The organism is Candidatus Saccharimonadales bacterium (assembly GCA_035317825.1).
In the GTDB taxonomy this organism is placed as follows: Bacteria; Patescibacteriota; Saccharimonadia; order Saccharimonadales; family Saccharimonadaceae; genus DATHGB01.
Genome location: DATHGB010000025.1, coordinates 25317 through 39946 on the forward strand (window position 1 = coordinate 25317; position 14630 = coordinate 39946).

The following is a 14630-nucleotide window of genomic DNA, read 5'->3' on the forward strand; positions in this document are numbered from 1 at the left end:
AAAGAGCGGCCTTTTTAAGGGCCGCTCGTGTGTTTTCCCAAAGATGTGTTAGCTGGTCTTGTCGAGCCGGCAGAGTACGAGGTCGTAGTAGCTCTGGTCCAGGTAGGCCACGTCGCCCCAGCCTCCCTCCACGATCGGGTCGACAGGCAGGATCATCGAGTGTGCGGTTCCGTTCTGCATCTCCTCTGGGAGGGGTGCAGCGAGCCGTTCACCGACGACCAGCGACTCGGCCTCGATGGCCTGGTCGCTGGTGATGATCGCGCCATCTTCCGTGATCGTCAGGAGGATGGTGCTGTGAGCGAGTGGCGTCGGGATGCCTGGCAACAGAGTGACGGGCATCGAGTAGTCGTGGTCGCACACCAGACCGCCGCCGGGGCGCTCAGTGATGTTGGCGACCTCGTCGATGATCTTGGGTATCACCACCATGGGTGCTGTGGAGGTACTGGGTTCGTCATCGTTGACGATGTTGACCGCAACAGCGGCGATGATGGCGAGGATGGCTACGCCTGTCCCTGCAACTGCAAACTTCTTCAGGATGTTCACTGTTTAATTATAGCATTTATAGGTGTTTTTGTCAATCAACACCCTTTTCGATGAAAATATTCAGACAAAGGAAAAGCGACCGCTGGATGCGGCCGCTGGGGCTTCCCTGGTGCTGCAGTGCAGCTCCTCGGTGAAGCAGTGTGACACGTGACGTGTGTCAGCCGGTGAATGCGCAAATCTGGACGCGCCACCACATGGTGATGTCGGGAAGCCAGTCGTACGCGGTCAGGGTGACTTGGCTACCTGCTGCCGTGGCGGGAAGCCAGGCGGCGTGAGCCTCGTTTACCACGATCGCGATCCGCCCTGGCTCGATGTCCAAGTCGCGCGGCGACAGCATCAGATCACCGCGGTCCGTCCAGAGGTTGATCAGGTTGCTGTTGATGGCAACGCTGTCGTCTGCCTGAACGGGCTTCGAGACGATGCCGCCCATGGACCTACAGTGGACGAACCCGCCGTCGCTCTGAAGCAGACGGATGTCCATCGGGTCCTGTGCGGGAAGCACCGTCTGGCTGCCGTTGATGTCGGAGTCCACGGTCCAACTGCCGACCTCGTCATCCCACGCCGACTCGCCGAAGGGCAAGTTGTCGCAGAAGTACAGGGTGTCGTTGTACGAGTACCCACAAGGGTTGTTGCAGGTCTCGGAGATCCCATACGGGTCGATGCCGTACAAGCCGAAGAACTCGCAGGGCATCTCAGCTAGATCTTGGACAGGAGGAAACTCCTCCGGGGGCTGCGTCATGGACACAGTCGTGGTGTGGACTTCCTGGGCGGGGGTCATGGCATCGCCGTAGGCGCTACCGATGACGACAGCCAGGATAGCTGCAAAGGTGACAGCGGCTACGCTCGCTGCGGGGGACGTATCGAACTTCTCACGAAGGTTCACGATAACGAATTATATAACTTATATATAAAATTGTCAATGATCATTATATGAGCGTCCACTGGCTGCCGCCAAGAGCGCGGACTGTTCCTGCAAGCTCTACCGTAGTGAGCGATTAGTCACATTACCCTACGGGAATAGCAGTTCTTGTAAAAGCGTGTCGCCCGTCGCGAGTTCCTGCGTGTAATAGCGCGATAATAGAGGATTTTGGGAAGTAGCATTCCTATAGAATGTAATATTATAGCTTTTTAGCAATAATATTTAGTATCTGTAAATAATTATGCTTATCTGGAGATATTCTATTGATTTCCAGATGTTTTATGTCAGAAACTGTTGACATTGTGTCAAATACGTGCTAATATCAAACACGATTGGTTGCTATGCGAATACAACCAAACGCACCTTATACCCCCTATTCTAACTTATGTTAGGTTGTGCGCAATGTGTTATTAAGTAACTACCCTCCACTTTTTAGCCTAGAAAGCGTTGCGTGCATACTAACCCCTTTAACCGGCGGGCCTCCATATTTTGTGTGAGGTGGGTCACGCTTTACCCCTAGGGGTGTGTTAAAGGGCCAAATGGCGCCAGGTGATGCCCACCCTTACCTGGCGCTTTTTGGTTGGCTTTGATATTATCAAAATACCTATGACTGCTTTTTACATGATCCTTGCAATTATTATCGGTAGCGTGATTTCCTTAGTTGGAGGTTTGTTACTTTTACGCTTTAAGAAACGCCGACAGGCTGCACTATTATTAACTATGCCTTTTGGCGCCGGTGCGCTACTAGCAGCAGCCTTTTTTGATCTGCTTCCCGAATCTTTTGAGCTAGCTGATTCTCGTGCGATGCTTTTATACTGTCTGGGCGGTTTCATCTTCTTTTTTGTATTTGAGCGTTGCGCCAGTTGGTTTCACCATCACCACGAACACGACGGACACGGCCATAATGTACGTCAACGGTGGTTAATTATTTTGGGTGATATGACCCATAATGCTATTGATGGTGTGGCTATTGGTGCGGCATTTTTGGTGAGTGTGCCAACGGGTATTATTACTGCCCTTGCCGTGTCGGCACACGAAATTCCAAAAGAACTTGGAACATTTGCATTGTTGCTTGACCGCGGATGGAAGGACAAAACAGTTGTTCTCGCCAATATTGCGACCGCTATCGCGACGATTATTGCTGCGGTGATTGTATTTACTCTTGGAAAAGACATTAGCGAATTAGTCGCACCTCTGCTGGCTGTTACAGCCGGGTTCTTTATTTATGTTGCAGCCAGCGATATTATTCCCGATATTCACGAACAACCACAAAAAGTTGGAACTATCCAGGCTGCCATGTTGGTTATCGGCGTGGTGCTTGTCGGATTTGTAATTACACTTCTGGGCGTATAGCGAAAGTAAGAGTTGTGTTAAATACACTTTCGTGTTATAAATAGTGTGTGCCTGCCCGTGAAACACTGGTAGTACCGTGTGTATAATAAGTGGTTCACTGTGTGGTAACTCTTGTATCTCAGGTTCATTCATTTAGGGTAGAAAGTCGGGCGAGGCACGTCAGACCCCTAAAAGAAGGAGGTGGCCCACTATGGTCACCGAGATCAAGAAAACCACCGCCCTGCTTCGCGGGACCATCACCGGAAGAGTGGTAACACTCGACCAAATGATGGCTGCCCACGCGGCGGGATACGGTGGTCGGTCCACCCCGCTACCCATGGTCGTCCGCACCAAGGATGACCGTGAGTTTCGGCTCGGACTTGTCGTAACAGGAGTCTTGCATCGCGTCAGCGGTGACAAGACCCTGTGCGACTTCGCAGGAGTGGTACAGTTCGTCTCTGGAATCGGGGTAGAGCGCCTCAAGGGCGTGCTCGTCCAGGGAACGATCGATCTCTCCTGCACACTGGCGGTCACTGACTGCCAGGGACGGCTCGAATGTCTCCGGCCAGTATTGGCGGAAGTAGCTTGAGCTAAAAGGAGTGCGGCGGACCCCGTGCCGCCGCACTCCTACCCTTCTTTCGTTGCAATAAGTCAACTTTTAAAAGAGTTTATTTACTGCTACGCAAGTAGTAGCAAAAGTGTTCGTGGATCAGTCCTTCCTGATACCCCCCTTCAGGTGGGAAAGATTTCACGGATAGTGTCAATGTGGACCGCAGGGGATCACATTGTGTGTTGCTTTCGCTAGGCAATGCAACAGGGAAAGCATTTCCTTGCACACGCTAGCCTCGAGTGGAAAGTTTGCGTCTGTCGGATATCGAGCCGACGCCCCTTTCTTCCCCAGACCGGGGTCAAGGGCCTTACTTCCCTCGCTATCCTCTCATGCGGGGTGCCCCCCTGGGGCACTATGAGGACCTGGGTGGTGAGTGTGGCTTCGGTCGCGCTCACCCCCAGGGTATTTCATGAACTCAATGCCTTTGCAAATTGCAGAGGCTATTTTTTATATGAGTGTATGACTGTCAGCGGTATGGTTACCGTTAATAAACTCGTCTATTAGTTCGATTGCTTTAGGCAAGATTGAGTTTCGCAAGGCTACAGACTCGTCCTTTGTAAACTTTCCTAGCACAAAATCTGCGTCGTGGATTTGAGTAGCTAGATCATTATGGATGCCTATGCGAAGGCGCGGCGTGTCGTGGCCGATATGTTCGATGATTGATTTAATACCGTTATTCCCTGCCGCACTGCCGCTGAGGCGTGTACGAACAACGCCAAATGGCAATGCTAGTTCGTCATGCACAATCAAGATATCTGCTGGTTCAATTTTGTAAAAATCAGCAATGACACGGGCGGATTCGCCAACGAGGTTGTAATAGGTTGAAGGTTTGGCAAAGATAACTTTCTCATCTGAGCTATTGGATTCGGCGATAGCGGCTTTGAATTTATCTTTGGGCTGAAACATCAGTCCTTTTGCGCGCGCATATTGATCAAGCGCAGCAAAGCCCACGTTGTGACGCGTGTTTGCGTATTTTTCTTCGAGATTACCTAGGCCAATAATAAGTTTCATGCTAGGTTATAGTATAAAGTATTGTTAATGTTGTATATTTATGTTATAATAAACATACAATCGAAGTACTGAAGAGTAATGCGATCGTAGAACCAGACCGACTAGTAGAAAGTGCACACATGTCAACTGTTTCGCTTGAAATCGCGACTATGCATTGGCGTGGAAACGAGGTCGTGACCGTCAGATTTCCCGCCAACTACAACATGGAGGGGGACTACTTCGGCATCGTGGTGACGAGTATCGATCATTCGGCACCTGGTGGTGGAGAAAGCCGAGAAGGCATACCCATCGCTACCGAGATGTTCGTGGAGCCGTGGAACCGTCAGCACGTTCGCATCTTGACGCCGCTCCTGACCCTTCAGGGGATCGAGGAGATTCGACGACGACTGCGGGATGAAGAGAGCTTCACGCTTGACGTCGACGCGTACGCCTTCCAGCTCTTTCTCGACGACATGCGTCAGATGATGTCCCTCTAGGGACTTCCGTCTCTACTGGTCACCCTCACCCCGTGTTATCCGCAGGAAAAGAACCCCGCGTCGATGGCGCGGGGTTCTTCCTTGTTTGAGGCTATTCTTCTTCGTCTGTTTCTTTATCAGCGAGTTTTGCTTTTTCAGCTTGTTCTTTTTCGCGGTTGGCTTTGATTTGTTTTTCGTCACGGAAACTGAATTTAATCGGAGTACCGGCGTAGTTGTAGGTCTCGCGTAGTTGTCGTTCTAGGTAGCGTTCGTAGCTCCAGTGAATGAATTTTAGGTTTGATCCATAGATCACGAACCATGGTGGTGACGTGTCGGTCTGAACCATGTAACGCAGTTTTGGATGCGTGTTTTTAAGCCCTGCAGGCGGGTGACGCTGGATGGCTTTTTGGAGCATGTCATTTAGCACGCGGGTTTTCGTGGTTTGTTTACGACGGGCATCAATGTCGAGTGCTAGGTCGAATAATTTCGTGACGTTTTGGCCAGTGACACTACTGGTGAAAATGAGCGGTGCCCACGGGGTGAACTTGAAGGTCCGAGCGATTTTAGGCGCGAGCGCATCGCGGGTGTAGGCGTCTTTATCTTCGACGCTGTCCCACTTGCTGACGACAATTGCCATCCCCTTGCCTGCTTCGTCGATAATACCGCCAAGACGTTGGTCTAGCTGGGTATTCAGTTCGTTTACGTCCATCAAGAGGAAACAAACGTCGGCTTCTTCGATAGCCTGCAACGTACGAAGCACGCTGAACTTTTCGATGCCTACTTCTTGCTTGCCTGGTTTTCGCATGCCGGCGGTGTCAAGTAGTTCGATGTCGCGGCCGCCGTAACGGATCGATGTACGGTTGACGTCGCGGGTTGTTCCAGCGATATTAGCAACAAGTGCCTGCTGCTTACCAGCAAGGCTGTTAAACAGATGGGACTTACCAACGTTTGGACGGCCAATTAAGGCAACACGGAGGATCTCGTCAGGTGTTTCTTCGTATTTAGCAGGAATAAGTTCGACAATTTCATCAAGAATTTCGACAATACCTTGGTTGTGTTCGGCTGATGCACGAAGAATATTTTTAATGCCTAGACGTTTGAACTCATCAATACCAAGGCTACCTTTTAGATCGGCTTTGTTAGTGACAAGGATCGTCGGTTTTTTAGATTTGAGGGCTTTTTTAGCTACCGTTCGATCTTGATCGCTAGAATATTGGCTGCTGTCGACGACGACAAGAATAACGTCAGCGGCCTCTGCTGCTTCGGTAATTTGTTCTTGAATACTGGCTTCGAAGTCGTCGTTAGGATCTTTTAGACCAGCCGTGTCGACGAGCCAAAAGTTGTGGTGTTTGTGTTCTACGCGACCCAAAACATTGTCACGGGTGGTACCAGCTTCGCGGGCGACAATCGCCTGCTGAGCGCGGACCATACGATTAAAAAGCGAACTCTTGCCGACGTTCGCTTGACCGATAATTGCTACTGTTGGTAGTTTTGAAGCCATAACTTTGGCTAATTATAACAGAGGTTGTGTCAGTTAGCGAGCATAAGCAGCGTGCGGTCCGCTAGACAGGTATTCAGTTGACGGGCAAAGTACATAATGGTATCGTTTGCATGATTGCTTGATTACAATTGCACCTTGGGAGAACGTTGCCTGAAAAGTGCATACGAGTAGAAGGGATTCATGATGATGGGACGGCATTTTGTGGTTCTGCCGGATAGGTCGGTCTCAAGGCCCGTGAAGTGTGGGGTGGCCGAGGCAATCTGGACTGAGAGGATCGTCAGCGCTCTAAAAAGGGTCGCATCCGAGGTTCAAAAGACTGCGGACCTCAGCCTTCAAGTCCGAGATCTTTCGGACAAGAATAACACACTTCTTGAAAACAACCGAGCGTTCGACGAGGAGAACGATTGTCTCCGCAAGGAGGCCAAAACGTACCAGCGAACAATCCAGAATGTCCTGTCTCTTCGGCAGAACGCGGGTGCGGCAATTGCCGACCTTCTGGGTATCGAAGAGCCGTCCGAGCCGATCGTGAGCGCGGGTGGCGAGGCGTTCACACTCGAGTTCGGAGCGCGGTGCACCATAGAGGTGTATCCCTTCACTGAGAAGATGTATGTGATTGTGCTCGGGTCGGGTGTGCAATACTCATATTCGATCTCCAACGGCAGACTCCATCGGGAAGATGCGAGTCGCCTTGCCAAGGCACTGGATCGCCCGGAGGTCTCACTCCTTGCATTTCTAGATCTGAAGGAACGGCCGCAGAATCCCGAGTAAGACGTATCAAGCATGAGACGTGGTTGGCCCAATTTTGAACTTTGTTCAAGGTTCGGGCCAACCCGTCAGCCAGCACAAGTTCTGTTATACAGGCCTCCAGATGAGGTCTTTATTTATAATATATATATCACCTACTGAATATTGGTGATATCGAATTTGCCAGGCTGTATATCACCAAGTGAATAATTTCCAAAATTGGTACGGTGAAGTTTAATCACCGAATATCCTAATGCGCCGAAGGTTCGACGAATCTGACGGTTGCGGCCTTCGCTCATCGTTATTTGCCAACCTTTACGGTTGTCGTCAGACAGTCGCTCCAGCATTAGCTTGCTGCCTCCATCCTCTAGCTGCACTCCGTGGTCGCTGATCATCTGCTGATGAAGAGGTTCTAATTCGCGGTCGAGGCGTACGTTGTACGTTTTTGCCTTTTTAAACTTGGGATGAGTCATCTGATAGGCAAAATCGCCATCGTTTGTTAAAAGCAGCAGCCCAGAGCTATCCCGGTCCAAGCGCCCGACTGGTTTTAAGACATGGTATTCCGGGGGAAGCAAGGTGTAGATTGTTGGGTTCTCGCCTTGGTCACGGCGGGAACAAACATAGCCGACGGGTTTGTTGAACAATACGTACTGGTAGGCAGTATTTTTTGTTAGCTCTTTACCGCTTACTTTAATACTATCCCCTTCATTGAACCTAGCTCCAAGCGTCGCGGGCTCGTCATTAATGGTGACGCTTCCCTCTTCGATTAAGTTATCGGCTTCACGACGAGAAACACCTAACTCTAAGGCGAGGTGTTTGTTAAGGCGGTTATTTGTCGGTTCAATCATTTAGTGATGATTATGACACGGTTGGGGGCTGAGGGCCAGGCGTAAAAGGTGTCGGTGGCTGTGGGTTATCCGAGCGAGGTGTTTCTTCGAACGATATTTCAGGTTCTTGAGGAGTAAGAGGAGGTGTCGGAGTTGGCATTGCCGCAGGGCTATTCTCCACTGGTGGCGCGGCAACAAACGGCTGTGGCGCTTGCACGGGAGCTGGAGCGGGTGGTGTTGGCGGCAAAGGCGGCGCGGCAACAGGTGCTGAATCAGCACTAAGTTCACGATCCATAAGGCTACCTAGATCTGGTTTTGAACTAGGCGTAGGTGAAATCGGATGAATAACACGATCACCGAGGCTTGCAGGCCGTGTCGTCGAGAATGGCGCTGTTGGGCGTGGAAGAGCTGAAGGTGCGGGTGGCTGTGGGGCTACCTGCTGAGGTGCGGGTGGCGAGACTGGAGCAGGAGCTGCTGGTGCAGGCTGAGCGCCAGGTAGTGGAGCTACCGGGGCGGCAGCCGGACGAGGCGGTACGGGTGCGGCCGGGCGTGCACCAATCGGATTAGAGACCGGAGCGGCACTGGTGTTTCCACCGAATGTCTGCGGGCCAGCTGGACGTGATACCGGCGCGTCAGCAAGGACGTCGTGAACGGCGCGGACGACATCTTCAATACCAACCTGGGATTTAACAAGGTAACGGTCCGCACCAAGGGCTTCGCCTCGGGCTCGTTGGTCTTCGGAGCTGAGCGCCGTCATCATAATTACCCGGATATCTTTGGTCTCGGTGGTAGAACGTAAGATGTCTAACATATCGAACCCGCTGATTTTAGGCATCATCACGTCGCTTACGATCAGTTGTGGCCGTTCTTTGATTGCCATGGCTAGGGCTTCTTCCCCGTCACCTGCTGAAACTATGTCGTACCCCTCGGCTAAGAGCCGCACGCCGTAGATCTCGCGCAAACTCTTGTCGTCTTCTACCAGTAGTATTTTGGTCATATTATCCTCTATTGTACCGAAGCAAAGTAAAAATTACTATACCCCTTGTGCTTATTTTTGATCACGCGGTGGAATAGCCACTCCGCCTCCTGGGCGAGTTCTCACATATTGATTCGGATTCTGCTCAATACTTGTAAGCGGCGTGTTCGGAAGAACGGGTTGGTCGGATAAGAGCGCGGGGCGTCGGTAAGGCGTCGGAGCAACAGGTTGGGGCTGAGGGGGCGGAGTTGGAGCCGGGGCCGGGGTGCGAATCGAGTTTTGCAATTGTTGCGCGATAGCTTCTGGCGAAGGGCTGCTGTAAGCAAGTTCGCTTGATGCTGGCTGGGAAGCTGGAAGCGGCGTGTTCTCAACGACGGGCGGCTGTTCAGGGAGTGGCGATAACGTTTGCGCGGTGATTGTCTGTTCTTCTTGTACGCTCGCCTCTTCGATTAACCTGGTCGCGTCTTCATGACTTGTCCTGGGTAGCTCGACAGAGAAGGTGCTGCCCTTTTGAAATTCGCTATCTACCCATATGCGTCCGCTCATTGCTTCGGTTAGTTTGCGGCATAGGTATAGCCCAAGGCCAGTGCCGCCGATTTCGCGCGTGGCACTGTTGTCGACACGGTAAAACTTTTGAAACAGATGCGCCTGGTCTTCTTTAGGAATACCTATTCCGCTATCGGCTACGCTAATGACAACGTGATCGTTGTCGCCGTTTACGTCAATGACAACATCGCCCTGAGGCGTATATTTTATGGCGTTTTCGACAAGGTTCGCGACGACTTCGCGCAGGTGATCGTTATCGACGTTAACGAAGTAGGCGGGGTTAATGCGGCGCTCTCCCCCTTTGTCTTCGTCATCGTCGGGCTGTGGTTTGAACAGAACCCGCAGTCCTTTTTCGTGAGCCTTTGGCGTGAGGCCCTGAACGATATCGTGAATAAACGCGACAACATCGACAACCTTCGGATTGTTAGAAAGACGGCTGTCATCGGCTTTCGTGACATCTAAAAGGTCCTGGAAGAGCCTTCCGAGGTGTTCGGCGGACAGATGCGCTTTGGTGATGAAGTCACGGGCTTTGTCGTCAATCTGAGCTGTCGCGGGATTGAGTGCCAAGCCAAGGTAGCCTTCGATTGACGCAACTGGCGTACGCATTTCGTGGCTGGCGGTGCTGATAAACTCAGCTTGCTCGCGCTCTTCGGCTTTCTCTTTGGTGACATCGCGAAATACCACGATAACACCAGAACCCGGCTGGCCAACGGGTGAAACGACGATCGAAATAAGCAATTTCTTACCCGAGTTAGTCAGGAGCGTTAGATTACCCGACGTAGCCTGTTGATTACTGCCAAGCGCTTGGACTACCGGGTCAACCGATGGGGCTAATTCGGTATTATCCTTGTCGACAAGTTTTAGAACGGATTTATAGTCGAGCGCTAACGCGTCTTGCTTTCCCCACCCGATAATGCGCTGTGCTGCCGGGTTGATAAGCTGGATAACTCCTTGGCTGTCAAGCGCGACGACTCCGTCGGCGATGGCGTTAATGACCACTTCGGCTTTGCCGGCTACTTGGCTCAGTTCGGTGGCAAGTTCGCGGTAGGCGCGATCTTTTTCGGTCGGGTTGGCCTTGACGTGCCAGATCATATAGCTGACAACAAGGGGCAGCTCACCCCCTAAGACGAGGGTTAGAAGTGCTTCGCGGCTGAGTTCCCCGCCTGTAATTTGTAACACGACGTATGAAGTAATGGCGAGAAAAAGTGGCAACAGTCCGTAAAAACCAAAAACTCCGGCGAAAACGGATACGAACATCCATAAAGCAATGAACGGCGAGGTTGCGCCGCCCGTATCAAGGATTAAGACGGCTGAGGTGGCTGACAGAACGTAAAAGCTTGCTAGCGTCGTGAAGAACATGTACTTTTTGGGTATCCAAATATAGAACAATAGTCCAATGACGAACGAGACACCAGCCATAATAGCGGCTTTATCACCTACGAGGAACGTGCTGCCGCTTTCTCGCATACCCGAGAAATAAGCCCATCCATAGAGCGCTAAAATAGTGACCGATACGACCATAACAGCCTCGCAGATTCGGCGATGCCAAAAACGTGTAAGCGTCAACGGTTTGATAATGAGCCCCCTATTTAGACGATATAATCTTAAGCATCATTATGACTGATTGTGGACGCAGGTACAAGAGTTGAAATGCATGTATCATTGACAAATTTAGCTTAAAATTATAAAATATTGTTATCGAAGCTATTCTCAACTCCGAAAGGAATGAAATGCCATCGATAAGTAGTCGAATGACCCTGGCAGCCAAGGCGGTTACGATCATCGTTGCCGCTGCGCTGATCGCTCTTGTGCTCAGCTACAACCAAAAGGTGGCGGTTACGATCACGGTGTGTTCCGTGAAGCCTGTCACTACGGCCAACGGTGAGGTGGAGTACCGCGTCACTGCCGATGGAGGCCGTGAGTACACGACGGAACTCCCTGAGCTCAGGTGGCTGGAGACGTACAACGTCGACCTCGTGCATTGGCGAGTCCCGGGCATCAGCGTGCCCAAGATCGTCAAGGCGAACCCGGCGGCGGCGCAGCGCCCTGAGCTATGTCGATAGTCCGGTCCAGTCGTCGACACTTATGGTCCTGTATATCTTCGGATATACAGGACCGAGTCATTTCTAGAGTAGTTTTTGTATATAAGGTCTAGCCAGGCTGACGAGATAGAGTGATCCGGTAATCAGCAAAATCTTTTCCGGCCGTTCAAGTAGTGCTTGGACGGCTTTTCCAATATCTGGCTGCTGCTCGACGCCCGGATAATCCAGTTTACGCGCAAGTTCTTCGGTCTTGCCCGACTCGACCGAATGGCGGCTTTTCAGGTCCTGGCCTGCATAAAATGATGGGATGATAAGGTATGAAGCTAAGGGTTGGAGGATGGCAAGCGTTGAAAAAATCTTGGTGTCGGGTGCTTCGACAATGTTTGCAAGGACTGCTGCTGGTTCGGAATATTTTAGGCTGAACGTTTGGTAAAGCATCTCCATTTTTTGGGGGTTATGAGCGCCATCCAGAATAATTGTTTTGTCATTCCACGCGTAGACTTCAAAGCGGCCTGGAGGTGTTTCGTGGGCTACTTCATCAAGTTCCGTATAACTTAATTCTTCAAGGTCATCGCGTTTTCGTACGTAATGAAAAGCTGCAAGCGCTAATGAAAAATTCCGCCTTTGAAATTCGGGCAGTGCTGATGGCGTCATCGTGAATTTTACAGTTTCCAGAGTCGCCTTTTTCTTCTTGGCTGCCTCTTTGATAACGTCTAGGATCTCTTTATCTTGATTTTGAACGATGACGTGATTTTTTGCTTGGATAATACCCGCTTTTTGGACCGCGATCTTAGTAGTCGTATTGCCCAGGATTTCCGTGTGGTCAAGGCCTATATCGCTAATCACGCAAACCTTGTCTTCCCTGCGTATCGTATTAGTCGAATCTAAAAGCCCGCCAAGGCCAGTTTCGATAACCGCATAATCCACCTTCTCTTTTGCGAACACCCAGTACGCAAATGCAATAAGGAGTTCAAAATAGGTTGGGTGAAGTTCGCTCTGGTCAATAATATCGAGAAAATCATTTAAATAGACGAGGAATTTTTCGCTTTCAAGCGGCGTGCCGTCAATTTGAACCCGCTCGTTAATCGCCGTAATGTGTGGCGATACGGTCAGACCGGTACGCTGCCCTTTTGCCTGCAACATTCCACGAATGAAATATGCCGTGGACGTTTTGCCTGATGTTCCGGCAATGTGAACGGATTTGAATTGTTCCTGCGGATTGCCTATAAGCTGGAGGATTTGTTCGGTACGCTCCAGGTTGTACGATCCCTTCATATGCAAAGGTGAATACGCAAGAAGCGTTTCCATGGCTTCGTCTAAAGATTTTAGTTGTCTCATAGGGTAATTTTCCGGCTTCCGGTGATTGCCTCGGTAACTATACGGGTTTGGACTGCGGATGCGACGTCATGAACGCGGACGATATCGACGCCGCCCATCATCGCAAGGGATTGTACGACGACCGTACCAACCGCCCGGTCTACTACGGGCGCAGGCTCACCGTTAACTGCGAGTGCTTTGCCGATAAAGCTTTTATTGGATGCCCCGTATAGCACCCGGTAGCCCTTCCCTGTGAACTCTTGTATGTGATGAGTCAGTTCAAAACTTTGGCTGGCAGTTTTTGCAAAGCCAATACCCGGATCAAGAATAATATTTTCTTTTTTAATGCCGGCTTCTACTAGTTTTTCAGCTTGGTTAAATAAAAACGTTTTAGCGGCAGATACGACGCCTTCAGGGTAATCAGTCAGCCTGCTCATTGTTTCGGGCGTGCCACGCATGTGCATGATAACTACCTGGCAGCCTGAATTTTTAACAAACTCGATCATTGCTGGGTCGGCACATCCGGTAATGTCATTTACGATCGTTGCCCCGGCTTTTAGCGCGGCTTCGGCGACGGCAGGCTTGAACGTATCGACAGAAATGGGCTTATCGGTCAGTTGCCTAGCGATGGTAACCGCAGGGACGACGCGCCTGATTTCTTCTTCGATATCAATAATAACCGCTCCGGGTCGTGTGCTTTGGCCGCCGATATCTAATAGGTCAGCTCCTTGATCGAGTGCTGTTTGAATATGGTTTTTAAGCGGTTCTTCGTCGCTAACCGTAATGCCGTCACCTGCGAATGAATCAGGCGAGGTATTGATAATGGCCATGATCTGAGTAGACATGTATTTAGTGTACTCCACAGTTATTGTTGGATGTAGCCTTTAGAGCTTAACTGTTTGCTTTTCTATCATTTTGTCCGAAGATTCGGAGCTGATCTCGTAATAGTCCACGAAATCGTTTATAAAAGTAAACTTCTTTGCCCATTTTAAGAGTTCATTGATTGAAGAGTCGCGAACATTATCGCGAAGATGTTCGAGCTGCGGCCTGTAGATAGTCTCGGGTTCTCTTTCAAGAGTTTGGTCAGCCACTGTTGCTGTGTTGTAGGATTGGAAGGTGTGAGCAGCTTCAAAAAGGTCATGAAGAACAGATTCTTCCCCGTGAGAGATAATTTTCTCAACGCGCTGCAGAACCTCAATAGAAACATCAGGAAATAGGCGTAGATACAACGCGATTCTGACCTGCGCTTCAACGTCTCGATCAGCATCGGTTTTGTTGCCAAAAGGTATATCACCTACTACTGCGCCCACTTCTTGTTCAATTGTTTCATGAGTGACTTCACCCATGTCGTGAATCATAGCGGCAAGCATCAGGATGCCCACCTCTTCTTCTGTGATGGGCAGTTCGCCTTTTGTGATACGTTCAGTCTCAAGAATTTGCGCAAGAAATACACCCAGTTGAAGTTGGTGTAGTAGTGGGTCAACATCCATGCCAAGGTGACGGAGTTTCGTTTCTCTGTCGTACTCCTGCCTAGGGAATCTAAGTGGTTGCTGGCGTATATGCTGTCCGTACGGACTTGTCGCGGTACGTTTAAAAAGAGTGTCGACGCGAATCCCGCCGCCCATTCTAGACTTTACGGTTGAGGCAAAGTATTGTTCAAGCTCGCCTCGTTCTACCTCAAGGAGTTGTTCATATTCGTCGTATCTGTCGTTTAGTCGCTCAGTCATCAGAGCTTATTAAAGCATGTATATGTCAAGTGCGCAATTATTTAGTACGAAGAAACTATTCTGCGCTTACTGGCGCAAGC

15 protein-coding genes are annotated in these 14630 nt (G+C 50.5%); 4 read left to right on the forward strand and 11 right to left on the reverse strand.

The genetic code is table 11. The features are described 5' to 3' along the window. Positions 1 to 48: 48 nt before the first annotated feature. Both VK497_04920 and VK497_04925 read right to left on the reverse strand, forming a co-directional pair. Positions 49 to 543 carry a hypothetical protein gene (locus VK497_04920; GenBank protein ID HMI09706.1) on the reverse strand — a complete coding sequence of 165 codons (495 nt, stop codon included), beginning with the start codon at positions 541 to 543 and terminating at the stop codon, positions 49 to 51. Positions 544 to 700: 157 nt separating this feature from the next. Next, entirely contained in the window at positions 701 to 1426 is a 726-nt protein-coding gene (locus VK497_04925; protein ID HMI09707.1) for a hypothetical protein, read from the reverse strand. Positions 1427 to 2068: 642 nt separating this feature from the next. Between VK497_04925 and VK497_04930 the strand changes: the two genes are divergently transcribed. Together VK497_04930 and VK497_04935 are read left to right on the forward strand one after the other, a co-directional pair. Continuing rightward, a complete protein-coding gene (locus tag VK497_04930; protein ID HMI09708.1) occupies positions 2069 to 2815 on the forward strand; it encodes a ZIP family metal transporter in 747 nt (248 codons plus the stop codon). A 190-nt stretch (positions 2816 to 3005) separates the two neighbouring features. Continuing rightward, complete coding sequence (locus VK497_04935; protein HMI09709.1) at positions 3006 to 3383, forward strand: hypothetical protein; 378 nt, start codon at positions 3006 to 3008, stop codon at positions 3381 to 3383. Between the two features lie 468 nt (positions 3384 to 3851). Here VK497_04935 and pth read toward each other — a convergent pair whose 3' ends face one another. Then, the gene (gene pth, locus VK497_04940) at positions 3852 to 4415 is read right to left on the reverse strand and encodes an aminoacyl-tRNA hydrolase (GenBank protein HMI09710.1); all 564 of its coding nucleotides are present in this window, start codon (positions 4413 to 4415) and stop codon (positions 3852 to 3854) included. A gap of 119 nt (positions 4416 to 4534) precedes the next feature. Here pth and VK497_04945 point away from each other — a divergent pair, with 119 nt between their 5' ends. Further along, positions 4535 to 4891, forward strand: coding sequence for a hypothetical protein (locus VK497_04945; protein HMI09711.1), 357 nt, complete (start codon positions 4535 to 4537; stop codon positions 4889 to 4891). A 91-nt stretch (positions 4892 to 4982) separates the two neighbouring features. Here VK497_04945 and der read toward each other — a convergent pair whose 3' ends face one another. After that, positions 4983 to 6371 (reverse strand): ribosome biogenesis GTPase Der, encoded by a 1389-nt coding sequence (gene der, locus VK497_04950; protein HMI09712.1) that lies wholly within the window; start codon positions 6369 to 6371, stop codon positions 4983 to 4985. Between the two features lie 180 nt (positions 6372 to 6551). Between der and VK497_04955 the strand changes: the two genes are divergently transcribed. Beyond that, positions 6552 to 7139 (forward strand): hypothetical protein, encoded by a 588-nt coding sequence (locus VK497_04955; GenBank protein ID HMI09713.1) that lies wholly within the window; start codon positions 6552 to 6554, stop codon positions 7137 to 7139. Between the two features lie 131 nt (positions 7140 to 7270). Here the strand turns inward: VK497_04955 and VK497_04960 are convergent, their stop codons facing one another. The 7 genes from VK497_04960 to VK497_04990 all read right to left on the reverse strand — a co-directional run bounded on the left by VK497_04960 (position 7271) and on the right by VK497_04990 (position 14550). Then, a complete protein-coding gene (locus VK497_04960; protein ID HMI09714.1) occupies positions 7271 to 7963 on the reverse strand; it encodes a pseudouridine synthase in 693 nt (230 codons plus the stop codon). Positions 7964 to 7973: 10 nt separating this feature from the next. Further along, complete coding sequence (locus VK497_04965; protein HMI09715.1) at positions 7974 to 8939, reverse strand: response regulator; 966 nt, start codon at positions 8937 to 8939, stop codon at positions 7974 to 7976. 51 nt (positions 8940 to 8990) lie between these two features. Continuing rightward, complete coding sequence (locus VK497_04970; protein ID HMI09716.1) at positions 8991 to 10985, reverse strand: ATP-binding protein; 1995 nt, start codon at positions 10983 to 10985, stop codon at positions 8991 to 8993. A 161-nt stretch (positions 10986 to 11146) separates the two neighbouring features. After that, on the reverse strand, positions 11147 to 11446 hold the full coding sequence (locus VK497_04975) for a hypothetical protein (GenBank protein ID HMI09717.1): 300 nt from the start codon (positions 11444 to 11446) through the stop codon (positions 11147 to 11149). Positions 11447 to 11590: 144 nt separating this feature from the next. Then, the gene (locus VK497_04980; GenBank protein ID HMI09718.1) at positions 11591 to 12844 is read right to left on the reverse strand and encodes a Mur ligase family protein; all 1254 of its coding nucleotides are present in this window, start codon (positions 12842 to 12844) and stop codon (positions 11591 to 11593) included. Beyond that, positions 12841 to 13668 carry a dihydropteroate synthase gene (gene folP, locus VK497_04985; GenBank protein ID HMI09719.1) on the reverse strand — a complete coding sequence of 276 codons (828 nt, stop codon included), beginning with the start codon at positions 13666 to 13668 and terminating at the stop codon, positions 12841 to 12843. Before folP ends, VK497_04980 begins: the two co-directional genes overlap by 4 nt. Before the next feature lie 39 nt (positions 13669 to 13707). Further along, the gene (locus tag VK497_04990; GenBank protein HMI09720.1) at positions 13708 to 14550 is read right to left on the reverse strand and encodes a hypothetical protein; all 843 of its coding nucleotides are present in this window, start codon (positions 14548 to 14550) and stop codon (positions 13708 to 13710) included. Positions 14551 to 14630 lie beyond the last annotated feature (80 nt).